This window comes from Streptomyces argenteolus (assembly GCF_042902585.1).
GTDB lineage: Bacteria > Actinomycetota > Actinomycetes > Streptomycetales > Streptomycetaceae > Streptomyces > Streptomyces argenteolus.
The window spans coordinates 437,682-463,475 of record NZ_JBIBEG010000003.1; the positions used below are offsets into that span (position 1 = coordinate 437,682).

Here is a 25,794-nt window from a genome sequence, read left to right on the forward strand (position 1 = left end):
CCAGGTATCCGTATCCTGGACAGCTACTGGACACCTGACGACCACATACTTTTGCATTCACGTTGCTGAAACATTCGCTCCGGCGACCCTGCCGCGCACACACCACCACCGGCCGTCGGCCACCCGGCCGGGGTGCGCCGGGCACATGCGGCCGGGGGACGCAGACGGGCCTCGCGCGGCGGTGGCGAGGGGTGGGCCAGGCGGCGGCGTGGCTCGCGGCGGCCCTCACGCCTGCGCGAATGGGCGGGGTTGCACGGACGATCGACCGCGCCCGGGAGGCCCGGCCGCCCAGGGCTCGGTACGGGGTTTCCGGCCGGGGCGGGAGGAGTTCGCCGAGGTCGAGGGCGGGTGCCGGGCCGCACCTCCAGGGGCCCGGACCTGGGGAGCGGACCTCACCGCGGCGCACCCTGTGACGTACGCGAGGATGCGGCTTCGACTCCGCGCCCATGGGACCTTGTCAGCCTGCCGTGGGCACGAGTGATCCTGGTCGACGACTCGCTCACCACGAGCTTCGCCCGAGCATGCGCCCCTCGGCGTCGCCGTCAGGTCGACGATGAGTCAGTGCTTCCCGACCTCGTCACACGGTCCGTTCGGGGATCGCCGGAAGGACGGCCTCGGCGATGCCGAGGAGCACACTGTCGTCGGGAAATCCTCCGGACGTGCTCCACACGGTGATGTCGCAGTAGCCACCCCGGTCCTTCCCGTCGAGGGCCACGGACAGCGTTCTGGCCAGGGGGCCTTGCTCGACCGGTCCGCCGGACGCACTGCTCCCCAGATCGATCTCGAACGCCATCGTGTGGTCCGAGGAGAGGACGGCGGGCCTGCCGAGGACCGAGAGCGTCCTGACGTCCGTCTCCTCCCCGAACTCCATCAGCTTCACGTACTGGGCGATCGACAGCTTGTTGTACGTGACGGAGGCGTGCACGGTGTAGGTCTCGAACTGGACCTCGGCCTCCGGCTGGGCGATCTTCCCGTCGGTCAGCGGAGCGGTGTTGTTGGTGCCGGACGCCACGGTCACGGTCTCCGTGGGCGTCCCGAGGAGCTGCGCCAGGTCCGACCTGTTGAGCGCCTTGCACAACTCGTCGCCGGTGACAGCCTGGGACGTCTCCCCGTAGGCGCTGGGCAGCTCCTCGTCCTCCCCGCTCGAACACGAGGCGGCCTGCGGCACGCCCCCGTCGTCGGACGGCAACAGCTGCGGGCCCAGCCACAAGGCGGCACCGAGCGCCACGAACACGGCCACGGCGGCAGCAGCCTGGCCCCACGCGTTGGGTTCCTTCCTCGGAGCGGCCGGGGCGGGACGCCGCACCGTCGGAGCCTGCGGTTGCGACCGGACGGCAGCACCGGACATCGCCCCTTCCGCAGGGGCCGTCGGGCCCGGGTCCCGGCGCACGCGCAGGGCCCGGACGACCGTGTGGACGCGCGCCGCGGTGGCCAGCAGGAACACCACCCCGATCCCGGCTGCCACCCATACCTCGTCGCGGAGGGCGAGATACATGATGCGTACGCCGAAGACCGACCCGACCACGATGAGCAGGGGCTCACGGACCCAGAAGGGCAGGAGGCGGAAGAGGAAACCGAGCATCCGGCGATCCCACCAGGACAAGATCCCGTTGGCTGTGACGGAAGCCATAGTTCCGGCCCAGGACCGAAACCGTGATCAAACAGGGCCCGCGGCGTCGCCGTCCCGACAGCTCTCGCTGCCCGAACCACCCCTGCCTCGCCCGTGCCACCTCCGCCTTCCCGCCGAACTCGCGGGGCCCTCACGGCGGATGACTCCGTGCACATCCACATCCCCCTTCCCGTACGCGGTCGTCACTCAGCACATGGAATTCCCAGCGACCGAGGGGTTCATTTCCACACCCGATACCGCCCCACAGGGTTGACCGAACACCGAACTCCCCGAATCCGATGAGCGCTCCGAGAGACAATGGGCTGACCACCCACAGCCCCATTCAGAATATGCCGGGAAGGGGAATGCGACTCACTGATTCACCAGCCCGAAAGGGCGGAAAGGGCCGACCGCACGCATGGCCCTGAGGGGGATCCGCCGCTCCCCGCGTCTCCCTGCCCGCGAGGGTCGAGGGCAGGGGCATAAGGCGAGGTGGGGCACGGAAACTGCGAGGGGTCAACCCTCATGTGCGGACATTGACAAAGGAGTGGAGGCATGCCCCCAGAGGCGCGGCACATCATCGCCCGGACACACCTTCGAGAATTGACAGAGCGCGGCCCACATGCCCTCGGGTAGGCCCAAAAATTGTCAGCGATATTCGGCGGCAAGGGAATTGACACCGCCTGATGTTTTGCTTACGGTCTCGTCGTCAGATTTTCCGGACCGCACCCGAAGGTATTCATGACTGCATCCTCGTTACCGAAGTCCAAGCAGCAGTTGATTCTTGCCGTTCTCATGGTGTGTTCCCTGCTGATCTGGCTGGACAACACCGTCCTGAGTACGACGCTGGAGACTCTCGCCGACCCGGACCGCGGGCTCGACGCCGGCCCGGACGAGCTGCAGTGGGCCACCGGCTCGTACACGCTGACCTTCGCCACCTTGATGTTCACCGCGGGCGCGCTGGGCGACCGCTTCGGTCACCGGACCGTGCTCCTGACCGGACTGGTGGTCTTCGCCGCGTCCTCGGTGTGGGCGGCGTTCGCGGGCGACGGGGGGCAGTTGATCGCCGCCCGGGCCGCGATGGGCGTCGGCAGCGCGCTGATCATGCCCGCCAACATGGCCATCCTCATGTGGACGTTCACCGGCCCGGCGCGGTCGACCGCCATCGCGGTCTCCTCGACCTCCGCCGGTGTCGGCATGGCCGTGGGCCCGGTGCTCGCCGGCGTGCTGCTCGACCACTTCTGGTGGGGCTCGGTCTTCCTGGTCAACGTCCCGGTCGTGGTCCTCGCGCTGATCGGCATCACCGTGCTGGTCCCGAACTTCCGCAGCCCCGTCGTGCGACCGCTGGACCCGGCCGGAATGCTGCTGTCGGTCAGCGGCCTCGCGGCGCTCGCGTACGGCCTGATCCGTACGGGGCAGGTGGCCACCTGGAGCCGTACCGACGTCTCGGCGCCGATCGTGGCCGGGCTGGTCCTGCTGGCCCTGTTCGTCCGCGTCGAACTGCGCAGCAGAATGCCGAGTTTCGACCCCCGGCTTCTCGCCCGGCGCGCTTTCGGCGGCGGCAACGTGGCGCTCGGACTGCTGCTGTTCGCCGTATCCGCCGTCACCTTCTACCACGCGTTCTACATGCAGGGCGCCCGCGGCTACTCGCCTGTCGCGGCGGGCCTGGCCGGCCTCCCGACCGCGCTGGGCGCGATCCTGGGGGCGCCCGTGGGCGCGCGCCTGGTGCATCGGTGGTCGCTGCGGCTCGTCGCCGTACCGGCCCTCGCCTTCGCGGCGCTGACCATGGGTGCGTACGGGCTCGTCGGACTGAGTACCCCCCTCGTGTGGATCGAGGCCCTGCTGCTGGTCCAGGGCCTGTCCATCGGCATGGTGCTCGGGCCGGTGACCGCGGCACTGATCAGCACCCTGCCGCTGGACCGCGCCGGTGCCGGGTCCGCCGTCACCAACACCGTGCGCCAGACCGGCAGCGTGCTCGGGATCGCCGTCGGCGGCACGATCATGTCGATCGTGTACCGGCGCGCGATCGAACCCTCGTTGCACGGTGTCCCCGGGCCTGTCGGGGACCAGGCGCGGGTCTCCGCAGAGCAGGCCAGGCACGTCGCCACCACCGCCCGCCTGCCCGAGCTCGGGCGCGCCGCCGATGAGGCCTTCGTCCACGCCATGCACGTCGGCGCGATCTGGATCATGATCGTCACGTTCTTCGGTGCGGCGGTTCTCCTGCTGGCCCTCCGGGAGGACCACGGGCGCGGGTCAGGCATCGCGGTCCGGGACGAGCAGCTCCCGTCGCGGCGAGAGCCTGGCCCAGGATGCGGATCGGCTCGGACATCCCCGGGTCTGGCGGACGGCGGAGAAGCCCCAGGACTGACGGCAGGATGTCCGCATGACGACACATCCGGAGATCACTCTCGTACGCGGTGACATCACCGAGCAGCACGCTGACGTCCTGGTCAACGCCGCCAACTCCTCACTGCTCGGCGGTGGTGGGGTGGACGGTGCGATCCATCGGCGCGGCGGACCCGAGATCCTCGCGGCATGCCGCGATCTGAGGGCATCGCACTACGGCAAGGGCCTCCCGACCGGGCAGGCGGTGGCGACCACGGCCGGCCGGCTGCACGCGAAGCATGTCGTGCACACGGTGGGGCCGGTCTGGTCGCGCACGCAAGACCGCTCCGCGTTGCTGGCCTCCTGCTACCGGGAGTCCTTGCGGCTGGCCTCGGAACTGGGAGCCCGGACGGTCGCCTTCCCGGCGATCTCTACGGGCGTCTACGGATGGCCGCTCGACGACGGGGCCCGGATCGCCGTACGTACGGTCCGCGAGGCCGCGTTCTTGCCGGTCACCGAAGTCCGGTTCGTCCTCTTCGACGAGGAGGCGTACGCCCGCTTCGACGAAGCCCTGACAACCTGAGGGACGTCCGCACGCACCACGTGCCTCAGGCCGGTCGTCCTGAGGTGGCTCCCGGCGGGGCCCGCGCCAACGGTCCCCGCCGCGCGCTCCACAGAACCGGACCGCCGGGCTGCGATGAACGAATGTCCTCAAGGTTTCAGCATCCAGTGACGTGCGCCGCGAATGCGCTCGGACGCCATGAGCCCGGGCGTGCCCACCATGAGGCCGGTGGAGGTCAACCCGCCGAGCCCGGGATCGTCCGGTGCACGCACGATGCCGAACCCGCGACCGGAAGCTACCCCTCCCCCACAGCTGTCTCCGCGGGCAGTGACCCGCCTCTGACGCGGGGCCGTCCACAGCCGGGCGGCGGGCGCACACATCCTGCGCACAAGAAATCCCTGAACGGGGTTTGAAAGCACCGGAACAGTAAACACGGCTGTTGACACCGTCTTTATCTCACCAGGTAGGAGAGGCATCATGGGCATCATTGCTTGGATCATCATCGGGTTGCTCGCAGGCCTCATCGCCAAGGCGATCATGCCGGGCAAGGACCCGGGCGGCATCATCATCACGATGCTCATCGGCATCGCGGGCGGTCTGCTCGGCGGATGGCTCGGCAAGGTCATCTTCGGCGTCGACTCCATCGACGGCTTCTTCGACCTGTCCACCTGGATCGCCGCCGTCATCGGCTCGCTCATCCTTCTGGTGCTGTACCGCGTCATCGCGGGCAACCGCCGCCGCGCCTGACCTTACGCATACCCCACGAAGCGGCTCCGCCCCACCCGGGCGGAGCCGCTTCGCGCTCGTTCACCCTCAGACCGGCCGGTCCGCCGGCACGGCGGGAGCCGCACCCGGACCGCCGTCGACGGCTGAACCGGGCCGGCGGATCACCGTGCGCCGGGCCGGATGCGCCCTGCACACGGTTCGGCCGGAGCTGATCCGCCGGACCCGGCGGACGGCCGGAGGCATCGGCGTCACCCCCACGCACCTCTGCGCACGGGGGATTGGGTACCTGCGCACAGCCACGTGAGTACGCGCACTCAGTGCACGGCAGCCGGCGGCGGCGAGGGTGGTGGCAGACCACATCGCTGAGAGGAACACACTCATGCCCCGCAGAACGAACCGCCCCGCTCCCGCCGTCCGTTCCGGAGGAAGGCGCCTCGTCGCTGCCGCACTCGTCAGCGCGGCAGCGGCCCTCGCACTCACCGGATGTGCGGGAGTCGAGTACCGGGAGAACATCTGTGGTGGCGACGAGTATCCCGTCCTGTCCGTGGGTGGCACGGGCTCCGCCTGTGTCCCGGACGGGGAGGAGCCGCCGGCAGGGTACGTGCGGTACCCGGAGGGCAAGGTGCCGCAGCGTGTCGATGACAAGTGGGACGTGTACTGGGACACGCACACGCTCGACGAGGACGGCGACATCATCAAGGCACCTGACGCCGGCTGATCCTCAGGCCCCGCGCGGACAGCGCCCTCGCCCCCGGGGCAGGTCGACTCCCCCGGCCCGTACCGACCGCCACAGGGCCCCGGTCACCCTGACTGCCCGGGAACCTGGACCGAGCGATTGCGTGCGATGCCGTCACTCCGGGGCTCGCAGGACGGACTCGGCAGGATCCGGCGGTGGCGCGCTCCCTGGCACCTCACTCCGCACCGGAGGAACGGCGCAGTGTGAACCAGAAGGTGGGGACCGGATTCGTGCCCGGGGTCACGTCGATCAGGTCCCACCCGGCGAACCGGTCGCGGAGTTCGTCGGCGGTGACACCGGAGATCGGATCGTCCCACGCCCCGGGTCCGTATCCGAACATCAGCAACAGCGCGCCGGGGGCGGCCCGTTCGGTGAGACCGGCGGCGTAGGCGTCGCGGCGGTGCGGGGGGATCCCGCAGAAACAGCTCAGGTCGAAGAACAGGTCGTACGGTCCGGGCAGGCCCACCTCGTCGAGCCGGGTGGCGTCCGCGCACAGCACGGTGACCTCCGCGTCCGCCGCGAGGACCTTCTCCCGGGCCTGCAGGACCGCGCGTTCGACCAGGTCCACGGCTGCCACGCGCCAGCCGTGCCGGGCGAGGTAGACGGCGTTCGTCCCGGTGCCGCAGCCGAGTTCGAGGGCGCGGCCGGGCGTCAGCGGCTCGGGCCCCTCCACGAGGGCCACGAGTTCGGGCGGGGTGACGCCGCAGTCCCACGGCGGCTTGCCATCACGGTAGAAGTCCTCCAGTTCACGGCGCACGGCCGCCTCCTGGTCGAGTTGCACGGCTGTCCGGGTCTCGTTCATCACTACCCCTCCAGGTGACTAGAGTCGAACTCTAGTGATTGACTCTAGAGATACGCTGTCGCCATGGACGAGGTCAAGGGTTGTGACGAGAAGAGCACCAAACGCCCCGACAAGCGGGCCGAGCGCTCACGGCGCACCCGGGAGAAGATCGTCACGGCGGCGCGGGACCTGTTCGTGTCTCAGGGATACGGGGCGACGAGCCTCCAGGAGGTGGCGGACCGCGCGGGCGTGGCCGTCCAGACCGTGTACTTCGTCTTCGGAAACAAGCGCGCCCTGTTCAAGGACATCGTCGACACGTCCATCGCGGGCGACACCGAGCCGGTCGCCACGATGCAACGCGAGTGGTTCCGCGCCGCGTGCGCCGAGCCCACGGCGGCCGGCCAGGTGCGCGCCCACGTACGTGGCGTGCGCGACATCCTCGGCCGGGTCGCCCCGATCATGCCGCTGATCGCCGCCGCCGCGGCCACCGACCCGGAGATCGCCGCGCAGTGGCCGGCCGGCCCGGACCCTCGGTACACGGTCCAGCGGGCCGCGGCGGAAGCGCTGGTCCCCAAGCCCGACGCCCGCAGCGATCTCGACACCGCCCGTGCCGCCGACCTGCTGTACGCACTGCTCAGCCCCGAGCTGTACCTGGTCTTCGTCCGCGACCGGGGCTGGTCCCCCGAGGCCTGGGAGGAGTGGGCCTGTGCGGCCCTGACCGCCGAACTCTGCCGACGTCCTGACTAACGGCTGTCCCGGACTCGGGCGAAGTCCGGGCGGCGCGGGGGCCTCTCCGCCATGGCCTCGCGCTCACGCTGCTCCACCTCGACGGCGGTCCACCTCCGGAAGCACGCCGACGAGCGCGAGGTGGTTGCGGCCACGCAGGTCGACCAACCGGCGCCCTCACGCCGGAGCGCGGGAAGGCCCGGCGGCACCGTCACATGGTCTCGGGTGCAGCGGCGACGTCTGCCGGGAGCCAGGCCAGGACCGCCACGACGGCCTCATCCGCGCCCTCCGCCTCCAGCGTCCGACCGTCGGTGTGCCGCACCCGGTAGCGGCCGTTCCCGAGCGGCATGACAGCGGGCAGGTCACGACAGAGGGGCGGTGCGGCCTGGCGGCTGAAGGTGAGCCAGTACATGCTCCGGCCCGGCGACAGAGCCCGCAGCTCCGGCCGGCCGAAGGCCGCCTCCACGAGTGCCCGCAGCTCGGTGTTCCGCGTGCCCGCGACGGAGGTGCGCAGCTGGGTCCACCGTGCGGGAATGGCACGGCCTCGCTCATGGGCCTCGGCCAGCGCCCAGGTCCGCATGAAGGGCCACTGGTCGACGAGTTCACCGACGCGTGCCCGCCGCAGCCACGCGTGCAGGGCGCCGGCGACCTCGGACAGATCGTCCGTGCTGCCGTCGGCCATGTGGACCGTGCCGGCCCAGCAGCCGACCGCGAAGCTGCGTACGTCCAGGGCCATCAGCGCGTTCGCGGAACGGCCTCCCGCCGCCACCTTCGCCGCCACGTACCGCCAGCCCGGTGAGGTCGTCAGCTCGACGTCCAAGCCGTAGCCGGCCCGATCGGCCACGTCCTGAAGTGCGTTGCGCAGGGATCCGGCCCGCACGACGTCCGGATAGAGCGGTGTGTACGAGCGCATCGCATCATCCGGCACCGCACCGGGAAGCTGTTCGGGCACGAGAGTGATTCTGTCAGTCACCCGGCGTCTCCGCGCGCGGCGAGAGGGCGTTGTGCGGGCCCGCGAACGCCTCAGCCTCCCGGAAGCCACCGGCCCACGGGCGCAGCCCGTCCGGGTTGTCGCGTACGGACGTCGGCACCTCGACCAGCGGGGCCCAGGGGGTCCGGATGCCTCACCGGACGACCGACTGCCTGCCCGGCGTGATCTGAGCCGGATCGGCCGCGGTCCGCTCACACGCCGGCCGTGCCGCGGCTCGCGACGCCCTGTCCCTCGCCCACGGGAAGGGGGGCCTCGCGGCGGTCATCGCTGCGAAGCCCCCCGTCCGCCCACGTCCGGCAGTCCCGCTCGGCGAGATCACCTCGACGCGTTCACCGAATTCTCCGAGGCGGACGCGCCCCCGCCTGCCCTCGAAGCGACCGGAGCTCCCCCGCTCCCCCGGCGGCCGGCCGCACCCGAGCCCGCCCCGGCACGGCCGTCGCCCGTGTCAGGAGGCCTCGATCAGCTCCCTCACCTCGGGCGGGAGGGTCGCGCCAGAGGAGGAGACGACGAAGACGACGTCGTCCGGTGAACTCCCCACCCCGATCGCCACGTCGGGAGAGACGCCTTCGATCTCGTAGGCGGTCTCCGTGGTCCCGTCCTCGACCACGTCGTCGCTACCGGTGTCGTCGCACGGCGGCGTGGTGGCGGTGCCCAGTCGGCCCGCCACCGTGAACTCCACGTTCGCCACGTCCCGGTAGGTGCGTCCCTGGTAGGTGAACTCCATCGCGCAGGACGCGGCCCCCTCCGTACCGTTGCTGTCGTCGGCGGTGCAACCGGCTGTCGTCACCACCACGGCCACCGCGAGTAGTGCGCCTGCCCCTCGTCCGGACCAGTTCATGAACGTCCCCCTCCAGTAGATGCCGCCTCTGCGCCGGACCGGATGGATCACGCCGGCTGCTCAGGCGGAGACTCGGGCCTGGGACGTGAAAGGTTCCCGCCGGGTTCCATCTCCCCGAAGCGCTGTCACAGCGACGCGGCGGTCCACGGTGTCGAGGGGCCCGGAATCGCCCTGCCAGATCCGTATCGGGCCGTCGTCGCGGTGTCGTCGGGCGGTCCCGCCGGATCCAGGCCCCTGGAGGCCGGGCTCCGCTCCCACCGCCCCGGGCTCCCACCACGCATGACGGCGGTCGCCGCCCCCACTCATGTTGACCACATGCCGGGCCCGGCGACGCCGCCCCCGAGGGGCGAACGGACTGCGGGGTCGGTCAGCGCCTCAGGCGATGCCCCTCTTCCGCGCGGGCGTACGCGGTCACAGCGCCGCGGCCGGCGCCGTGACACCCATGACGAGCGAGTAGAGCGTGTCGTTCCCCGCGATGAAGAGGCGGTTGCGACGCGGGCCGCCGAAGCGGATGTTGGCGACGGTGTTGGGCACCAGGATGCGGCCGAGCAACGTGCCGTCCTGGGCGTAGCAGTGCACTCCGTCGTTCATGGCCGCGACCCAGAGGTGGCCTCGGTCGTCGAAACGGATGTTGTCGAAGCGGGCCTCCTTGCGGGCTCCCGCGTCGGCGAAGACCTTGCCTTCGGACAGCGTGCCGTCGTCGCGCACGTCGAAGACCCGGATGACGCCCGCGCCTGTGTCGGAGACGTACAGCTCGCTCTCGTCGGCAGAGAAGACCAGGCCGTTGGGCGCGTCGAAGCAGTCCGCGACCAACCGCACCTCCCCGGTCACCGGGTCGATGCGGTAGACATTCTTGGCACCGATCTCGCTCTCGCCGCGTAGGCCCTCGTAGTCGCTGGTGATCCCGAAGTCCGGGTCGGAGAACCAGATCGATCCGTCGGACTTCACGGCGGCGTCGTTCGGGCTGTTGAGCCGCTTGCCCTGGTAGCGGTCGGCGAGCACGGTGAGCGAGCCGTCGTACTCGGTGCGGGTGACCCGGCGGTTGCCCTGCTCGCAGGTGATCAGACGGCCCGCGCGGTCCAGCGTGTTGCCGTTGGGGTGGCCCGCGGGCGAGCGGAAGACGCTCACCGCTCCCGTCGCCTCGTCCCAGCGCAGCATCCGGTCGTTGGGGATGTCGCTCCAGATCAGCTGGCGCCAGGCCGGTATGTACAGCGGGCCCTCCGCCCAGCGGGAGCCGACGTGGAGCGTCTCCAGTTGCAGGTCACCGGCTGCGCACTTCTCCGTACGGAACCTGTCGTCGAGCACGTCGTAGGGCGCGGTGCGGCCGGTGGCCATGTTCGTTCTCCTTGGTAGATCCACACACACTGAACCGAACTGAATCCTGCTGAGTAGGAGTATCGCAGGATGGAATATGGTTCGCGCAAGCATTCAACGGAGTCAGTTCGGAGGAGAGTCGCGTGGATGATGTGGACCGGCAGTTGCTCGACCTGTTGCAGGAGGACGCCACCCAGGCGTACGCGGCGCTGGGCAGGGCCGTCGGTCTCTCCGCCGGCGCGGCTCACGAACGCGTGCGCAAGTTGCGTGAGTCGGGGGTGATCCGCCGCACGACGATCGACGTGGACCCCGCCGCCGTGGGCGCCGGTGTCCTCGCGTTCGTCATGGTCGAGTCGTCGGCGTGGATGGGCGACGCCGCCGAGGACTTCGCCGCGATCCCCGAGTTGCAGGAAGCTCACATCATCGCGGGCAGCGCGTCGGTCCTGGTGAAGGTGCGGACCGCGACGACCGAGCAACTGCAGGGCGTGCTGCGGCGCCTGTACGAGATCGAGGGAGTGAGCGGCACGCAGGCGACCGTTGCTTTGGAGACGTTCTTCGAGAGGCCTGTCCCCACCGACGCCTGAAGCGCCGGACCGCACCCCTCGCGGACCTGGGCCGGGCTGCCTCAGCGGGGCGCCTGCCCCTGTGCGGCCGTGACGACGTCGGCCAGGTCCGCGCCCGCCCGGAGCAGCGCGACGGCCCGTGTGGCGATGTGGTCGAGACGTCGGCGCAGGATGAGCTGCGCCTCCTCCAGGCCGTCGATGCGGTGCAGCGACCTCATGATCTCGCGCACCGCCACGATGCCGTACCCGGCGCCGCGCAGGGCCGCGACGATGCGCGCCGCGTCCACGGCGGAGGGACCGTAGCGCCGCACCCGCTGGGAGGTCACGCGCTCGGGGGTGACGAGGCCCTCCTGCTCCCAGAACCGCAGGGTGGAGGGCCGCACGTCCAGTGCCCCGGCGAGCTGCGTGATCGTCATCGCGTCGCTCGCCCGCTCGTACCCGGGTGTGTCCAGTTCGGCCTGGATCGCGCGCAGCGCCCGTCGGGCGGCGAGTGCTTCCTCTCGTTCCCGTGCCAGTTGGACGTGCACGTCGTTGACCGCCGACGCCGCCTCCGCGAGCGGCTGCGTCCGCAGTCCCGCCAGCAACCGCCGGGCCGCCACGGGGCCGGCGGCGACAGCGAGTCCTCGGTAGGCGCGAAGAGCCTTTACGTGGAGCGCTGTGTAGGCACGGTAGCCGTTGTCGGACCGTGCGGCCGGGGGGATGACTCCCAGACGCTCCAGGTCGCGGACCTGCTGCACCGAGTACCCCGACTCCGCGGCCACTTCGGCGGTCCGGAGCGGTACTCCCCGGACCCCGCCCACCGGCTCGTCCATCAGCCAACCCCACACAAGCACATGAACCTGATACTCGAACCATGAGTATGGAACAGATCATCGCGACGGCACACGCCCTCGACGGCGCGCTCGTGTTCACTCCTGAGCCGGGGAGCGACTTCCCCGAGGTCACGTGGGGGGACATGTTCTTCTACTACGCTCCGGACGGGCGCGTGCCCCGGAACGTCCAGCCGTACGCGACGATCATCAGCGGGAAGCACCCGGACGACGCGACCGGCCTCGACGCTCCGGGCCGCCGGCGTGTGAGCATCCGGGCCGGCCGTGAGACGTTCGTCCGACTCACCGGGGAGGAACCGCGCGCCCTCACCCGGCCCCGCGACCATGCCGCTGTGGACCAGGTGATGCCCCACCCTGAGTACGGGGCACTCGGCTGGGTCTCGGTCGTCGATCCCGGCGAGCGCACGACGGACGTGGTCGTGCAGCTTCTGCGAGCCGCCCATGAGGCTGCTCGCGCACGGTTCGTGCGGCGTCAGGACTCCGGCAGGCCGCCGGAGAACAGCTGATCCGTTCACCGGGTCTCCGTGCGCGCCGGGTACGGCTCTGCGCGGTGGTCACGCCCGGGAGGTGTCCGGTCGTCGGAGGCCTTCCGGCCCCGTCGACGGTGCGCCCGCGCTACGCGTCCTGGCGGTAGCTCGAGAACCAGTGGGTGTCGAAGTACCGGGCCATCGTGAACCGGTGGTGCGGATCGACGAGGACACGGCAGACGAACTCCGCTGCCGAACAGTCGAATCCGACGTCCTCGCCGTCGAACGTCTGGACCGTGACGGTCCAGCGGTCGGGGTCCTCGCCGTCGGGGCGCCAGCAGTACCGGTTCTTGTGCTCGGTGCCCGCCCAGGCGAGCAGACCGTCCTCCCACAGGTCGGTCCACGGCTCCTGGTTCAGCGAGAGGAACGCGTCGAAGGCGCCTTCCCCGAACGTCTCCACCATGCGCTTGTAGTCGGCCGGAAGCCGCGTCCCCAGTCGCGTCTCGGTCGCCGCCCAGTCGATGCCGGGCCGCCGTGGGGGCGCGCTCCACCCGGTGATGCCGATGAGCCGCTCGACCCAGTCCACGCACTCTCCGGGCACCACCGCGAGCGGCGCCCGCTCCTGCCTGGGCACGGTCGCCAGAACCGGACGGACCTCGCCCTCCGCGTCCTTGGCCGTCCCCGCGCCGATCCACCGGTCTCCGTGCGCCCAGGCCCGAACCGTCACCCCCCGGCCGTCGAGGAGGGCGAGAAGAGCCGCGCCGCGCTCCTCGTCGGCTGTGGGGTCGGCGAAGCCGTCCAGGACGAGCGTGCGCGGGACGCCGCAACGGCCGGTCAGCGATGTCACGAGCGTGTGCGGGTCGGTGCCCGGAGGCAGGTGCAACCAGCCGTGCGGGACGGCGCGGCCGGACAGCAGGTCGTCGAGCGTCGATGGGGTGAGCGCCATGAACCCCATTGAAGCGTGGGGCACCGACAACGGACGGAACGGCAGGCGTGCCGGCCGGGCCAGGGCAGTCGCCGTCCCGGTCCTCCCTCCCCTGCGCCGCATCCCGTCGGCGCCCGGCCGGGGTGAACACGAGGAGCGCCCCGGCCCGCGTCAGACCCGGTGGGGAAGCTGCCAGATCCGTTCGATCGCGTCGCCCGTCAGCACCTCCCCGGGGTCACCCTCCCCCCACAGCCGGCCCTCCTGGAGTACCAGCAGGTGGCCCGCGGCCCGGGCCGCCCCGAGATCATGGGTCGCCTGTACGACCGTCACCCCCTCCCGCGTGACCTCGGCCAGCACGTCGGCGATCAGACGCTGAGCCGTCGCGTCGAGGCCGGTGGTGGGCTCGTCCAGCAGGAGCAGATCCGCTTCCTGAGCCAGCCCTTGGGCCACGAGCGCACGCTGACGCTGACCACCCGACAGCTCGCCCAACTGCCGACGGGCGAGGGAGCCGATGCCGAGCCTTTCCATGCTCCCCTCCACGACCTCCCGGTCCCGGCGCGACAGCCGGCGGCACAGTCCTCGATGTCCCCATCTCCCCATCGCCACGGCGTCCCGCACCGTCAGCGGCAGCATGTCGGCCGCCCTGCTGCGCTGGGTCACGAATGCGGGGCGCCTGTCGGTCCGGTGCTCCACCTCGCCCGCCGTCGTCCGGATCACACCCGCGATCACGCCGAGCAGCGTGGACTTGCCCGACCCGTTCGGCCCCACGACGGCGGTGGCCGTGAACGCCGGTATGTGCAGGGTGAGTTGATCCAGGACCGCCCGGTTCGCATAACCGGCCGACACGCCGTCGAGCCCTACCTGCCGCTGCATCTCGTGAGCCTCTTCCCGCTACGCAGATTGTAGTGATAATCATTTTCATTGTAGTGTCCCGCCCCATGGAATGGTTGACGGGCCCCTTCGAGGTGACCTTTGTCCTGCGGGCCCTGTGGGGCGGCGTACTCGTGTCGCTGATCTGCGCTCTGGCCGGCACATGGGTCGTCCTGCGCGGTATGGCGTTCTTCGGGGACGCGATGTCGCACGGCATGCTTCCCGGCATCGCGCTCGCCTCGTTGCTGGGGGGCAATCTGCTCGTCGGCGCCGCTGCGAGCGCTGCGGTCATGGCGCTCGGCGTCAGCGTCGTGGGACGGTCGCCCCGCCTGTCGCAGGACACCAGCATCGGTCTGCTCTTCGTGGGGATGCTCTCGCTCGGCGTGATCATCGTGTCGCGTTCCCAGTCGTTCGCGGTCGACCTGACCGGCTTCCTCTTCGGTGACGTGCTCGCCGTACGCTCCGCGGACCTGGCCTACCTCGGGGGCGCCCTCGCCATCGCGCTGGTGATCTCCGTCGTCGGCTACCGGCCGTTCGTGGCCCTGGCGTTCGACGAGCGCAAGGCCCACACCCTGGGACTCCGCCCGCGCCTCGCGCACGCGGCCCTGCTGGCCCTGCTGACGCTGGCGATCGTCGCGTCGTTCCACGTCGTGGGGACGCTGCTGGTCTTCGGCCTGCTGATCGCTCCCCCTGCGGCCATGCTGCCGTGGGCCCGGCGCATACCGGTGATCATGGTCGGCGCCGCCTGCCTCGGAGCCTGTGCGACGTTCGTCGGGCTGCTGCTCTCGTGGCACCTCCACACCGCCGCCGGGGCGAGCATCGCGGCGGCCGCGGTGGCCCAGTTCCTGATCTCGACCGCCGCCTCAGGCCTCCGCGGCCGTTGGGCACGGTCCGCTCACCCCACCTCCACGACCGACCTCCCGCACATGGAATACGGACAACCCTCATGACCCCCAGGAAGATACGAACCACCACCACGCTCTCCCTCGCCGCTCTCGCCGGCTTCGCGCTCCTCACCGGCTGCCGCGACGGCACCGAGGCGAAGGCCCCGCCGGCCTCCGCCGAACCCCACGGATACGTGGAGGGAGCGGAAGAGGCCTCCGAGCAGCAGTCGCGACTCGTACTGGCCGACGCGACCACGGGCACGGTCGAGGTCCTGGACCTGATCACCGGGGACACCAGCCCGATGAAGCGCGCCGATGCCGTAGAAGGGCTGAGCACCGACGGCCGGTTCGCGTATGTGACCACCGCCGACGGCACCCAGGTGGTCGACTCCGGCGCCTGGACGGTGGACCACGGCGACCACGTCCACTACTACCGCGCCGCGATCCGCGACCTGGGCTCCCTCACGGGGAAGGGCACCGTCCGGGTCCACAGCGATCAGGCCGTCACCGCGGTCTCCTCCGAGGCAGGCACCCGACTGCTGGACCGCCAGGAGCTCGAGGACGGCACCGTCCCGGACGGCCGCGCGCTGACCGGCGCGGGAAGCGGACCGGTCGTCCCCTACGAGGAACATCTGCTCGTCACCGCGGTGGGCCCGGGGAAGTCCGCCGTCGAGGTCCGCGACCGGGAGGGCGCACGCGTCACCTCGTTCGAGGAGCCGTGTGCCCAGGCGGAGGGTGCGGCCGTCACCCGCCGGGGTGTGGTGTTCGGCTGTGCCGACGGCGCCCTCCTGGTCAGCGAGGACAAGGGCGCGTTCGACGCCGAGAAGATCCCGTACGGCACAGCGGTGAAGCCGTCGGAGCGGGCCACCGGCTTCCACCACCGGGCGGGCAGCACCACGCTCGCGGCGCTGTCCGGCGAGGACGCCGTCTGGGTCCTCGATGTCACCGACCGGGCCTGGACACGCGTCGAGACGGGCCCGGTCCTGTCCGCCAACACCGCCGGGGAGGGGTCCCCCCTCCTCGCGCTCGGCACGGACGGCGTGCTCAGCGCCTACGACATCGCCACCGGCGGGAGCGTCGCCCGTGCCCGGCTCCTGCCGGAGGGGGCCGAGTCCGAGGGGCCCGGGTCCGCGGCCATCGAGGTCGACACCACCCGCGCGTACGTCAACGACGCCGCCTCGCGGAAGGTCTACGAGATCGACTACAACGACCAGCTCCGGCTGGCCCGCACCTTCACCCTCGACTTCGCTCCGACGTACATGGTGGAGACCGGCCGATGAACCTCCTCCCCATCCGCGCGCACAGGCCCCGGACGCCCGCGCGACTCCTGCTCGCCTCCCTGGCCGGCGTACTGCTGCTGGGGGTGAGCGGGTGCGCGGGGAGCGGAGAGGAGCGGCCTTCCGTGGTCGTCACCACGAACATCCTCGGCGACATCACCCGCAACGTCGTCGGCGACGAGGCCGAGGTGACCGTGCTGATGCAGGCAGACGCGGATCCGCACTCCTTCGGAATATCGGCACCCCAGGCGGCCTCGCTGGAACAGGCCGATCTGGTCGTCTACAACGGCCTGGGCCTGGAGGAGAACGTCCTGCGCCATGTGCGGGCCGCACAGGAGGCCGGCGTCTCCACCCTGGCCGTCGGGGAGGCGGTGGACCCGATCACCTACACGGCGGGCGAATCCGCGGACGAGCCCGACCCCCACTTCTGGACCGACCCCGAGCGGGTGCGCAAGGCGGTGGGGCTCATCGCGGACGAGGTCACCGCACACGTGCGGGGCGTCGACACCTCCACTGTCCGGAGGAACGCTTCCGCCTACGAGGCGCAGGTCACGGAACTCACCGCGTGGATGCGGGCGCGGTTCGACGAGATCCCGCCCGGCAGGCGCCAGTTGGTGACCAACCACCACGTCTTCGGTTATCTCGCGCAGCGCTTCCGGTTCCACATCGTGGGCGCGGTGATCCCGAGCGGCACCACGCTCGCCTCGCCGAGCGCCTCGGACCTCAAGTCCCTCGCCGACGCCGTCCGGACGGCAGGCGTCAAAGCGATCTTCGCGGACTCCTCGCAGCCCGCCCGGCTCGCCCAGGTGATCGAGCGGGAGAGCGGGATCGACGTGGACGTCGTACCGCTGTTCTCCGAGTCCCTCACCACGAAGGGGAAAGGGGCGGCCACCTACCTGGAAATGATGCGCGCCAACACCACGTCCATAGCCATCGGCCTGGGCACCGCATAGCCACGTCGTCGCCGCTCACAGGCGACGGCAACGGAGAGGAAACACCGATCATGAAGCACGTAGTACGCCCGAGGACGGCAGTCGCCGTCAGCACCCTCCTCGCGGCTTCCGTCGCACTCACCGCCTGCGGGGGCGACACCGCGGAACCCGCCGCCAAGGCGGCTGACACGTCGTCGGGGTCCTCGGCGCCCCTGGTCGCGGAGCCGATCGTCACGACGTACGACGGAGGCCTGTACGTCCTGGACGGGAAGACGCTGAAGCTCGCCGAGGACATATCGCTGGAGGGGTTCAACCGGGTCAATCCGGCGGGAAGCGACCGCCATGTGATGGTCTCGACGGCGACCGGTTTCCGGGTGCTGGACGCGGCGGGAGGCAAGCTCACCGACGTCGAGTTCGAGGGCAGCAAGCCGGGCCATGTCGTACGCCACGCGGGCAGGACCGTCCTCTTCGCCGACGGCACCGGCGTGGTCACGGTCCTCGACCCCGAGGATCTCGGTGACGGCCGGCCGAAGACCGAGACGTACACCTCCGCCGCTCCGCATCACGGTGTCGCCATCCAGCTCGCCGACGGCACGCTGGTGACCACCCTGGGCACGGAGGAGAAGCGCGTCGGCATCACCGTACTGGACAAGGACCGCAAGGAGATCACCCGCAGCGAGGAGTGCCCCGGCGTCCACGGGGAGGCGACCGCGCAGGGCGAGGCGGTGGTCATCGGCTGCGAGGACGGCGTCCTGATCTACAAGGACGGCGCGGTCGAGAAGGTGAAGAGCCCCACGGAGTACGGCCGGATCGGGAACCAGGCCGGGTCCGAGGAGTCGCCCGTCGTCCTCGGTGACTACAAGAAGGACAAGGACGCCGAGCTGGAGCGCCCGGAGCAGGTGTCACTCATCGACACCGAGGCGGGCACGATGCGGCTCGTCGACATCGGCACGAGCTACACCTTCCGCTCGCTGGCGCGAGGACCGCACGGTGAGGCGCTCGTCCTGGGCACCGACGGCAAGATCCACGTCATCGACCCCGCGACGGGCAAGGTGACCAGGAAGATCTCCGCCCTCGGCGCGTGGCAGGAGCCCTTGGACTGGCAGCAGCCTCGTCCGGCGCTCTTCGTCCGCGACCACACGGCGTACGTCTCGGACCCCTCGAACAGGAAGCTGCTGGCCATCGACGTCGAGTCGGGCGAGCGGCTGGCCTCGGCGCAGCTGCCCGAAGCCCCCAACGAGCTGAGCGGTGTCGTGCAGCACTGACCTGCCGAATGACGAGGAGCGCGTTCCCACCGGACGGGGGCGCGCTCCTCGCGCTGTGCGTACAGCCCTTTCGTCGCAGTGACCCGTACAACGGCGACGGGTGGCGGCGCGGGCCCGCAGGCCGCACCACCACCCGTCATGGGCGCAGGGACATCACCAGGACGACTTGGTCACTCCGGGGAGGAATCCGGCGTGGGCCTGCTCACGCATCCGCACCCGGGACAGCCCGAACTTCCGCAGATGGCCGCGCGGGCGGCCGTCCACGCCGTCACGGTTACGCACGCGCGTCGCGCTGGCGTCGCGCGGCTGGCGGCGCAACTCCCCCACCGCGGCGGCCCGTTCGACCTCGGGGGTGCTTGGACGACGGATGAGGTCCTTCAGTTCGCCACGCCGCGCGGCGTAGCGCTCGACGATCGCCTTGCGCTTCTCGTTCCGGGCGATCTTGCTCTTCTTGGCCATCAGACCTTCCCTCCCCGGGAGCGGATGCGGGCGACCGCCGCCTCGATGCCGATGGCGTCGATCGTCTTGATCGCCTTCGCACTCAGCACGAGACGCACATGGCGCCCCTCGCTGGGCAGCCAGTAGCGCTTGCGCTGGATGTTCGGGTCGAACCGGCGCGAGGTGCGCCGGTGCGAGTGGGAGATGGCGTTGCCGAAGCCCGGCTGGGCGCCGGTCAGTTGGCAGTGGGCGGACACGGAGTTACCTGCCTCTCATCGAGCGGTATCCATATTGAAAATGGCAACCATTGCCATATAGTAGCCGCATGGCCCGCAACGAACTACGCCCGATCATCAAGCTCCGCTCCACCGCAGGAACGGGCTACACCTACGTCACCCGCAAGAACCGCCGGAACGACCCCGACCGGCTGGTGCTGCGCAAGTTCGACCCGCTCGTCCGCCGTCACGTCGACTTCCGCGAAGAGCGCTGACCCCCGCCCCGTTCGGCCAACGACCCGAGGACACCGCCATGCAGCCCGGAATCCACCCCACCTACCGCCCCGTCGTCTTCCGCGACAAGGCCGCGGACTTCGCCTTCCTGACCCGCTCCACACTGACCAGCGACCGGACCGTCGAATGGGAGGACGGCAGCACCTATCCGGTCGTCGACGTGGAGATCTCCTCCGCCAGTCACCCCTTCTACACAGGGACGGCCCGCGTCCTGGACACCGCGGGGCGCGTCGAACGCTTCGAGCGGCGCTACGGCCGCGGTCAGGACCGGTGATGGGGGACACGCACCGGCTTCCCGTCGCCCTCGTCAACGGGCTGCACGCGGACGCGCGCCACGAGGTCGTGGAGGGCCTGCTGAGGGAGGTCCCCCACAGCGTCGCGCTGCACCACGACCTCTCGACGGCCGGCACCGGTTCGGTGCACCGGACCGTACGCGACGCCTCCGGCGTCCTCACCGAGGGAGACGCCCCGCTGGTGAACGACTGTGCCTGCTGCGCGCTGCGCGAGGACCTGATGCCGGAGCTCGAGCGCCTGGCGGCGGACGGCGTGACCAGGATGGCCGTCGTCGAACTCTGGGACTCCGTCGAGCCGAAGGCGATGGCAGAGGTCATCGCCGCCCACGGCCGGGGCCTGGTCGAGGTGAGCAGCGTGATCACCGCCGTGGACCCCGCACTCGTACTGCCCTGCCTCGTCAACGGCGACGACCTCGCCGAGGCGGGCCTGGCCGCAGCCGCGACCGATCGGCGGACCGTGGGCGACACCTGGGCCAGGCAGGTGGAGTACGCGTCGGCCGTCGCCCTTGTGGACGGCGGCGAGGCGGACGACGAGGACAGGGCGATGCTACGGCAGTTGCACCCGACGGCACCGCACGCCGCCTCCGGCTCCCGGGAGTTGGCCGAGCTTGCTCTGGCGGGCTTCGACGTGGAGGCGGCAGGCGCCCGCCAGGATCCGGCCTGCGCCCTGCTGCCGCAGGAGGCCGAGGAGGCGGGCGTCGGCACACTCGTCTGGCGCAGGCACCGTCCGTTCCACCCCGAGCGGCTGTACGACGCGCTGGAGGACCTGAGTTGCGCGGCCGCCCGCAGCCGGGGCCGGTTCTGGCTCGCGGACCGCCCCGACACCCTGTTGTCCTGGGACGCGGCGGGCGGTGCGCTCTGCGTGGAGGACCGCGGCCCGTGGCTCGCGTCCCTGCCCGGCGCCGCCTGGGAGATGGTCCCCCCGCTGCGCCGGGCGGCGGCGGCCCTGGACTGGCACCCCGAGCACGGCGACTGCTGCCAGCACCTGGTCTTCGTCTCCCCCGGCCTCGACCGGGACGGCCTGACCGCTCTGCTCGACTCCTGCCTGCTGACGGACGACGAGTACCACGCGGGCCGGGATGGCTGGAAGAGCTTGCCGGCCGCCTTCGACGCACTGCTCGACCCGGTGCACTGACCGGATCACCCACCGCACACCCACCACCGTGAGGAAATCCGATGGCCCGACCCCAGGAACCCCGTACGCCCGCGAAGAACCGGCCGAACCCGCTCGACGCGGCCGGGATCACCTCCATCGACTACAAGGACACCGATCTGCTGCGCACGTTCGTCTCCGACCGGGGCAAGATCCGCAGCAGGCGGGTGACCCGCGTCAGTGCGCAGCAGCAACGGCAGGTCGCCGCCGCGATCAAGAACGCGCGCGAGATGGCGCTCCTGCCCTACCCCGGCTCCAGCAGGTGACGCAAGACCCGGTACAGCCGCCTGGGCGCGACACAGGGTGACACCCGAGAGCCCTGGGTGATACGCGCGGACATCCACTGCGCGCCGGAGGTGTCGGCGCCCGGACGGGCTTACGCTGCCAGATATGCCGGAATTGTTCGCCCTTCCCCCGGGCGGGCCCACCCGGCGCCTCCCAGGCAGCGCACACCGCGAAGGAGTCAGCGAGATGCCCACGACCACGGCGCACCACCCCCACCCCGAGCACGCTCACCAGCACGCCCCGGGGTGCGGCCACGTGGCGATCCCGCACAACGACCATGTCGACTACGCGCACGACAGCCACCTGCACCGCGCACACGAAGGCCACGTGGACGAGTGTGTGAACACGGCACACTCCGTGCACGAGGGGCACGATCATCAGCACGGACCGGACTGCGGCCATGTCGCCGTGCCACACGAGGACCACGTCGACTACGCCCATGACGGCCACCGGCACGCCCTGCACGACGGCCACTGGGACGACCACTGACACACCCCCGCCTCCCGTACGCCTGTCCCCCGTGGCTGCCGGAGGCCAACACACCGCGGGATGAAGAAGGCGCCGGTGCGGCCCCCAGGCACCGGCGCCTCCCTGCCCGACGCGAGGCCGTCCCCGGTGCGGACAATCCCCTTTCCCCAAGCGGGAGTTCGACGTCCCGCCCGGCCCTCTGCACCCACTGCCGCGCCGGGGACGTACCGATCGGAGAGGCCTCCTCACCCGCCTCGGACATCGCGCGCGTGCGTCACCGTCGGGGCTCGTCTCCGGCAATGCGGGAACTCGTCCGTCACGCCGTGGCCGCTCGCCGTCCGAATCGCCGCATTCCCCCGTCCACATGGCGGCCGACGCAGGATCCGTGAGACTCTCACCGATCTCCGCCGGTTTCCGGGGTTGCCCTATCACTCCCCCTGTGAACCGAACCGCCGTACGAATGCCACCGTTTCCAGCCGTCCGGCATATGCAGAGGCCACCCATGCGGGGCGATTCCGCCCCAAAGAAATCGAACAAAGGCTCATCCGCAGGCCACAGCCGGTATCGGGCCTCGTTCGCTCGTTTCCGCAGCGACTTTCGGACTCTTCACACACGGTTAACTTCATAAGCTCTTCGGCCTGTTAGCGTCCCGAAGGAAGGGTGAAGTCCGGGAGGAGGCGAATATGCGCGCGACGGCGGTCCGGTTGGTCACCGCGCTCCTGGCGGGCCTCCTCATGGCTTCGCTGTTCCCGCCGTCCGGCACCCTCTTCCCCGATGCTCACGCGCGCACTCCGGAAATCCGGACCGGCGCCCCTCCCGGCGCGGTTCCCGAGGGAATGCGCGGGGAATACGGCACATGCGGCACCTCCGATCGCGGCAGCGAATCGAAGGGCCTCCTGCGGCATCGCGACCGCCATCGCCCGACCGTCGTTCCCGCCCCCGACGCTCCGTCACGTTCCGCTCTGGCCACAGGGGATCGGGGTCTGCTCGCGCCGGCTGCCGTGGCGGCGATGGGCAGAGCGCACCACAGCTCCAGATCCTCGACGACGCACTCCTCCCCCGTGCTCCAGGTGTTCCGCTGCTGAGCTGACCCGAGGCACCGGAAGCGCTCCCGTGTCCCCGGCACCGCCGGGCACAACGACACGGGGTGATGCTGCCCTGCCCTCCCGCACCCCCTCGGTTCACGCACCCGTACCTACGCGCCGGTGTCCGGCGCGCCAGGAGGAACAACTGGCATGCAGAAATTCGCCGACCACCCCGTGGTCCACGCTCTACAGATCAGCGACAGCGCCGTGTGGGCACCCCCGCCCGGCGACGTGCGCTCGGCCCCCTTCCGCACGGGATGAGGGCCGCCATGAACCGCGTCGTTACGTTCCCTCACCTGCGGCAGGACTTCGCCGCGTCACTCGTCGTCTTCCTCGTGGCCCTGCCTCTGTGCGTGGGCGTCGCCGTGGCATCCGGCGTCCCGGCCGAACTGGGTCTCATCACCGGCATCGTGGGCGGTCTCGTCACCGGTTGCATGCGCGGCAGCAGTCTGCAGGTGTCCGGCCCGGCCGCCGGTCTGACCGTGCTCGTCTTCGAGGCCGTCCAGTCCTTCGGGCTGCCCGCGCTCGGGGTGATCGTGGTCACCGCGGGTCTGCTCCAGCTCGCCATGGGCGCTCTCAGGCTGGGCCGCTGGTTCAGGGCGATCTCGGTCTCCGTCGTGGAGGGCATGCTCGCGGGTATCGGGCTGGTCCTCATCGCCGGGCAGCTCTACGCGGCCGCGGGCATCGAAGCTCCACTCACCGGACTGGGCAAGCTCACCGGGATCCCGGGACTGCTGGCCGACGCCGCGTCCAGCACGACCGCCCTCATCTCACTGGCCGTCGGCGTCGCGACCATCGTCCTGGTCGCGCTGTGGAACAGGATGCCCAGGCGGGTCCGTGCCGTTCCGGGCGCGCTCGCGGCGGTCCTGCTCGCCACCCTCGCCACGCTCGCGTTCGGCCTGCCGGTCGCCACCGTCCAGGTCCAGGGGCTGTTCGACGCCGTACAGGTTCCCGCCCTCTCCGAGTTCGGTGGGCTCGCGACCATGAGCCTGCTCGGAACCGTGGCCGCCTTCACGCTGATCGCCTCCGCCGAGAGCCTCTTCAGCGCGGCGGCGGTGGACCGGCTGCACGACGGGCCACGCACCGAGTACGACAAGGAGCTGATGGCTCAGGGTGCCGGGAACACCGTGAGCGGGCTCCTGGGCGCCCTGCCGATGACGGCGGTGATCGTGCGCAGTTCCGCCAACGTACAGGCCGGTGCGCGCACCAAGGCGTCCCGGGTGCTCCACGGGGTGTGGCTGCTGCTGTTCGCAGCCCTGCTGCCGTCCGCCCTGGGGCTGATCCCGCTGCCCGCCCTGGCGGGCATCCTCATCCACGCCGGCTGGAAGCTGATCCCGTTGCGCGCGCTCGTGACACTGTGGCGTGAGCACCGCGGGGAGGCGCTGATCCTGGTCGTGACCGCCGTGGCGATCGTCACGGTGAACATGTTCGAGGGTGTGCTGACGGGCCTTGCCCTGTCGGTGGCCAAGGCGGCGTGGGACGCCTCGCACATCAAGCTGGAGATCGTCGACAGCAACGCGCAGGGTGTCCGGGCCCGCCTGTCGGGCAACGCCACCTTCCTGCGGCTGCCGAAGATACTGGACAGCCTGGAGGCGCTGCCCACGGACCGGCCCATCGCCCTGGACCTGTCGGGCCTCCATCATCTGGACCACGCCTGCCGTACGGCGCTGGAGAACTGGGCGGAGCGGCACAGTTCGTCCGGCACCGATCCCGTTCGGCTGACCAGGACGGAAGCGGTGACCACGGCTTCCTGACCCTGATGGGCACGGGAACGACGCGCCGGGGTGGGCAGGCACCCGGGCGCGTCGTTTCGTACCGTGCTCAGCGCGGGCGGCGGTCAGCCGTTCGGCAGGATGACCGCGCGGCCGTTGATCTTGCCCGCGTGGAGACGCTCGTAGGCGAGGGGGGCCTCGTCGATGGAGTACGTCTCGACGTGCACGTCGACGGCGCCGGCGTGGGCCAGCTCGATGACTTCGGCGAGTTCCTTGCGCGAACCCCAGTACGGTGCGGTGACCGAGGTGGAGAACGGCAGGACCCCGAACCCGACCGGCAGCAGACCGCCGCCGATACCCACGATGGTGACGTCGCTGTCGATGGAGGCAACCGCTCCGGCCGTCTTCACGGTCGGCTCCACCCCGACGAAGTCCAGGACCACCTTGGCTCCGATGCCGCCGGTGAGTTCGCGGACCTTGGCGGCGGCGTTCTCGTCGGAGAGCACGGTCTCGTGCGCTCCGACGGTGCGGGCGAGCGCGAGCTTCTCCTCGGTGACGTCGAGGGCGATGACACGCACCGCCGTCATGGCGCGCAGGAGCTGGATGGCGACGTGCCCCAGTCCGCCGGTGCCGATGACGACCGCGGTGGCTCCGGGCAGCAGCTTCGGCAGGGAACGCTTGATCGCGTGGTACGGGGTGAGACCCGCGTCGGTCAGCGAGACCGTCTTGACGGGGTCCAGGTCGCCGATCGGCGTCAGGTGGCGGGCGTCGTCGACGACCATGTACTCGGCCATGGCGCCCGGCCGGCCCAGCCCGGGCGGATTGATGCCGAGGTCGGCGGCGCGCAGGCAGTAGTTCTCCCGGCCCTCCGCGCAGTTCACGCACGTTCCGCAGCCCCAGGGACCGTAGACGGCGACCGAGTCCCCCACGGAGACGCCCTCGGCGCCGTCCCCGAGGGCGGCGACGGTGCCCACGCCCTCGTGGCCGAGCGTGAGCGGCAGCTCATACGGAAACCCTTCGGCGGGCCAGCTCATCACGGCGATGTCCGAGTGGCAAACACCTGCGGCGCTGACCTTCAGCAGGATCTGGCCGGGCCCCACGACGGGCTCGGGGATGTCGACGACCTCGGGCGCGGCGCCGATGGTGCGGTACTGGACGGCTTTCATGGCACTCCTTCGTTTCTCCGTACTCCCTTTGTGACCCTCGTGGTGGCGTTGCGCCACTCGGGGA

Annotated in this window: 29 protein-coding genes; 17 read left to right on the forward strand and 12 right to left on the reverse strand. The window is 70.7% G+C overall.

The features are described 5' to 3' along the window. Positions 1 to 577: 577 nt before the first annotated feature. On the reverse strand, positions 578 to 1,582 hold the full coding sequence (locus ACFY8O_RS14530) for a DUF6215 domain-containing protein (protein WP_387901927.1): 1,005 nt from the start codon (positions 1,580 to 1,582) through the stop codon (positions 578 to 580). Between the two features lie 768 nt (positions 1,583 to 2,350). Here ACFY8O_RS14530 and ACFY8O_RS14535 point away from each other — a divergent pair. The 4 genes from ACFY8O_RS14535 to ACFY8O_RS14550 all read left to right on the forward strand — a co-directional run bounded on the left by ACFY8O_RS14535 (position 2,351) and on the right by ACFY8O_RS14550 (position 5,940). After that, positions 2,351 to 4,030: an MFS transporter gene (locus ACFY8O_RS14535; protein ID WP_387901930.1), complete on the forward strand. Its 1,680-nt coding sequence runs from the start codon at positions 2,351 to 2,353 to the stop codon at positions 4,028 to 4,030. Next, complete coding sequence (locus ACFY8O_RS14540) at positions 3,993 to 4,517, forward strand: O-acetyl-ADP-ribose deacetylase (protein WP_387901933.1); 525 nt, start codon at positions 3,993 to 3,995, stop codon at positions 4,515 to 4,517. The genes ACFY8O_RS14535 and ACFY8O_RS14540 overlap by 38 nt, the downstream gene beginning before the upstream one ends. A gap of 456 nt (positions 4,518 to 4,973) precedes the next feature. Further along, positions 4,974 to 5,243, forward strand: a complete 270-nt coding sequence (locus ACFY8O_RS14545; protein WP_145805523.1) for a GlsB/YeaQ/YmgE family stress response membrane protein — start codon at positions 4,974 to 4,976, stop codon at positions 5,241 to 5,243. 358 nt (positions 5,244 to 5,601) lie between these two features. Then, complete coding sequence (locus tag ACFY8O_RS14550; RefSeq protein WP_145805525.1) at positions 5,602 to 5,940, forward strand: SCO0607 family lipoprotein; 339 nt, start codon at positions 5,602 to 5,604, stop codon at positions 5,938 to 5,940. A 193-nt stretch (positions 5,941 to 6,133) separates the two neighbouring features. Here the strand turns inward: ACFY8O_RS14550 and ACFY8O_RS14555 are convergent, their stop codons facing one another. Next, positions 6,134 to 6,760 carry a class I SAM-dependent methyltransferase gene (locus tag ACFY8O_RS14555; RefSeq protein WP_387901937.1) on the reverse strand — a complete coding sequence of 209 codons (627 nt, stop codon included), beginning with the start codon at positions 6,758 to 6,760 and terminating at the stop codon, positions 6,134 to 6,136. Between the two features lie 63 nt (positions 6,761 to 6,823). Here ACFY8O_RS14555 and ACFY8O_RS14560 point away from each other — a divergent pair, with 63 nt between their 5' ends. After that, positions 6,824 to 7,486 (forward strand): TetR/AcrR family transcriptional regulator, encoded by a 663-nt coding sequence (locus ACFY8O_RS14560; protein ID WP_387901940.1) that lies wholly within the window; start codon positions 6,824 to 6,826, stop codon positions 7,484 to 7,486. A gap of 190 nt (positions 7,487 to 7,676) precedes the next feature. Here the strand turns inward: ACFY8O_RS14560 and ACFY8O_RS14565 are convergent, their stop codons facing one another. From ACFY8O_RS14565 to ACFY8O_RS14580, 4 genes are all read right to left on the reverse strand, one after another. After that, a complete protein-coding gene (locus tag ACFY8O_RS14565; protein ID WP_387901943.1) occupies positions 7,677 to 8,438 on the reverse strand; it encodes a DUF6193 family natural product biosynthesis protein in 762 nt (253 codons plus the stop codon). Then, positions 8,431 to 8,556, reverse strand: a complete 126-nt coding sequence (locus tag ACFY8O_RS14570) for a hypothetical protein (RefSeq protein ID WP_387901946.1) — start codon at positions 8,554 to 8,556, stop codon at positions 8,431 to 8,433. The genes ACFY8O_RS14565 and ACFY8O_RS14570 overlap by 8 nt, the downstream gene beginning before the upstream one ends. A gap of 345 nt (positions 8,557 to 8,901) precedes the next feature. Then, positions 8,902 to 9,294, reverse strand: a complete 393-nt coding sequence (locus tag ACFY8O_RS14575; protein ID WP_387901949.1) for a DUF6281 family protein — start codon at positions 9,292 to 9,294, stop codon at positions 8,902 to 8,904. A 411-nt stretch (positions 9,295 to 9,705) separates the two neighbouring features. Beyond that, on the reverse strand, positions 9,706 to 10,629 hold the full coding sequence (locus ACFY8O_RS14580) for an SMP-30/gluconolactonase/LRE family protein (protein ID WP_387901951.1): 924 nt from the start codon (positions 10,627 to 10,629) through the stop codon (positions 9,706 to 9,708). Between the two features lie 122 nt (positions 10,630 to 10,751). On the opposite strand from ACFY8O_RS14580, the gene ACFY8O_RS14585 reads away from it, so the two are divergent. After that, positions 10,752 to 11,192 (forward strand): Lrp/AsnC family transcriptional regulator, encoded by a 441-nt coding sequence (locus tag ACFY8O_RS14585; protein WP_145805534.1) that lies wholly within the window; start codon positions 10,752 to 10,754, stop codon positions 11,190 to 11,192. A gap of 41 nt (positions 11,193 to 11,233) precedes the next feature. On the opposite strand, the gene ACFY8O_RS14590 is transcribed toward ACFY8O_RS14585, so the two are convergent. Next, a complete protein-coding gene (locus tag ACFY8O_RS14590; RefSeq protein ID WP_387901954.1) occupies positions 11,234 to 11,983 on the reverse strand; it encodes a MerR family transcriptional regulator in 750 nt (249 codons plus the stop codon). Positions 11,984 to 12,024: 41 nt separating this feature from the next. Here ACFY8O_RS14590 and ACFY8O_RS14595 point away from each other — a divergent pair, with 41 nt between their 5' ends. Beyond that, positions 12,025 to 12,507, forward strand: a complete 483-nt coding sequence (locus ACFY8O_RS14595; RefSeq protein ID WP_387901957.1) for a DUF6194 family protein — start codon at positions 12,025 to 12,027, stop codon at positions 12,505 to 12,507. A 109-nt stretch (positions 12,508 to 12,616) separates the two neighbouring features. Here ACFY8O_RS14595 and ACFY8O_RS14600 read toward each other — a convergent pair whose 3' ends face one another. Together ACFY8O_RS14600 and aztA are read right to left on the reverse strand one after the other, a co-directional pair. Further along, positions 12,617 to 13,414, reverse strand: coding sequence for an SMI1/KNR4 family protein (locus ACFY8O_RS14600; protein ID WP_387901959.1), 798 nt, complete (start codon positions 13,412 to 13,414; stop codon positions 12,617 to 12,619). Positions 13,415 to 13,564: 150 nt separating this feature from the next. After that, positions 13,565 to 14,266 carry a zinc ABC transporter ATP-binding protein AztA gene (gene aztA / locus ACFY8O_RS14605; RefSeq protein ID WP_387901961.1) on the reverse strand — a complete coding sequence of 234 codons (702 nt, stop codon included), beginning with the start codon at positions 14,264 to 14,266 and terminating at the stop codon, positions 13,565 to 13,567. Between the two features lie 65 nt (positions 14,267 to 14,331). Between aztA and aztB the strand changes: the two genes are divergently transcribed. From aztB to aztD, 4 genes are read left to right on the forward strand one after another with little or no spacing between them, the layout of a single operon-like run. Continuing rightward, positions 14,332 to 15,213, forward strand: a complete 882-nt coding sequence (gene aztB / locus ACFY8O_RS14610) for a zinc ABC transporter permease AztB (protein WP_387901964.1) — start codon at positions 14,332 to 14,334, stop codon at positions 15,211 to 15,213. Further along, positions 15,210 to 16,427 carry a hypothetical protein gene (locus tag ACFY8O_RS14615; RefSeq protein ID WP_387901966.1) on the forward strand — a complete coding sequence of 406 codons (1,218 nt, stop codon included), beginning with the start codon at positions 15,210 to 15,212 and terminating at the stop codon, positions 16,425 to 16,427. Before aztB ends, ACFY8O_RS14615 begins: the two co-directional genes overlap by 4 nt. Beyond that, positions 16,424 to 17,377 (forward strand): zinc ABC transporter substrate-binding protein AztC, encoded by a 954-nt coding sequence (gene aztC / locus ACFY8O_RS14620; protein WP_387901968.1) that lies wholly within the window; start codon positions 16,424 to 16,426, stop codon positions 17,375 to 17,377. Before ACFY8O_RS14615 ends, aztC begins: the two co-directional genes overlap by 4 nt. Before the next feature lie 50 nt (positions 17,378 to 17,427). Beyond that, on the forward strand, positions 17,428 to 18,621 hold the full coding sequence (aztD, locus tag ACFY8O_RS14625) for a zinc metallochaperone AztD (protein WP_387901971.1): 1,194 nt from the start codon (positions 17,428 to 17,430) through the stop codon (positions 18,619 to 18,621). A 153-nt stretch (positions 18,622 to 18,774) separates the two neighbouring features. Here aztD and rpsN read toward each other — a convergent pair whose 3' ends face one another. Together rpsN and rpmB are read right to left on the reverse strand one after the other, a co-directional pair. Next, positions 18,775 to 19,080 (reverse strand): 30S ribosomal protein S14, encoded by a 306-nt coding sequence (gene rpsN, locus ACFY8O_RS14630; RefSeq protein ID WP_387901973.1) that lies wholly within the window; start codon positions 19,078 to 19,080, stop codon positions 18,775 to 18,777. Then, positions 19,080 to 19,316, reverse strand: coding sequence for a 50S ribosomal protein L28 (rpmB, locus tag ACFY8O_RS14635; RefSeq protein ID WP_387901975.1), 237 nt, complete (start codon positions 19,314 to 19,316; stop codon positions 19,080 to 19,082). Before rpmB ends, rpsN begins: the two co-directional genes overlap by 1 nt. A gap of 68 nt (positions 19,317 to 19,384) precedes the next feature. Between rpmB and rpmG the strand changes: the two genes are divergently transcribed. The 6 genes from rpmG (at position 19,385) to ACFY8O_RS14665 (ending at position 24,606) form a co-directional block, all read left to right on the forward strand. Further along, positions 19,385 to 19,549 (forward strand): 50S ribosomal protein L33, encoded by a 165-nt coding sequence (gene rpmG, locus ACFY8O_RS14640; RefSeq protein ID WP_033303001.1) that lies wholly within the window; start codon positions 19,385 to 19,387, stop codon positions 19,547 to 19,549. A 38-nt stretch (positions 19,550 to 19,587) separates the two neighbouring features. Continuing rightward, positions 19,588 to 19,842, forward strand: a complete 255-nt coding sequence (locus tag ACFY8O_RS14645; protein ID WP_387901978.1) for a type B 50S ribosomal protein L31 — start codon at positions 19,588 to 19,590, stop codon at positions 19,840 to 19,842. Further along, the gene (locus tag ACFY8O_RS14650; protein ID WP_387901981.1) at positions 19,842 to 20,996 is read left to right on the forward strand and encodes a CobW family GTP-binding protein; all 1,155 of its coding nucleotides are present in this window, start codon (positions 19,842 to 19,844) and stop codon (positions 20,994 to 20,996) included. Before ACFY8O_RS14645 ends, ACFY8O_RS14650 begins: the two co-directional genes overlap by 1 nt. A gap of 41 nt (positions 20,997 to 21,037) precedes the next feature. Further along, on the forward strand, positions 21,038 to 21,280 hold the full coding sequence (rpsR, locus tag ACFY8O_RS14655; RefSeq protein WP_387901984.1) for a 30S ribosomal protein S18: 243 nt from the start codon (positions 21,038 to 21,040) through the stop codon (positions 21,278 to 21,280). Between the two features lie 205 nt (positions 21,281 to 21,485). After that, positions 21,486 to 21,788: a hypothetical protein gene (locus ACFY8O_RS14660; RefSeq protein WP_145805558.1), complete on the forward strand. Its 303-nt coding sequence runs from the start codon at positions 21,486 to 21,488 to the stop codon at positions 21,786 to 21,788. A 1,333-nt stretch (positions 21,789 to 23,121) separates the two neighbouring features. Beyond that, positions 23,122 to 24,606, forward strand: a complete 1,485-nt coding sequence (locus ACFY8O_RS14665; protein WP_387901987.1) for a SulP family inorganic anion transporter — start codon at positions 23,122 to 23,124, stop codon at positions 24,604 to 24,606. 83 nt (positions 24,607 to 24,689) lie between these two features. Here ACFY8O_RS14665 and ACFY8O_RS14670 read toward each other — a convergent pair whose 3' ends face one another. Continuing rightward, complete coding sequence (locus ACFY8O_RS14670) at positions 24,690 to 25,730, reverse strand: NAD(P)-dependent alcohol dehydrogenase (RefSeq protein ID WP_387901990.1); 1,041 nt, start codon at positions 25,728 to 25,730, stop codon at positions 24,690 to 24,692. Between the last annotated feature and the right edge of the window lie 64 nt (positions 25,731 to 25,794).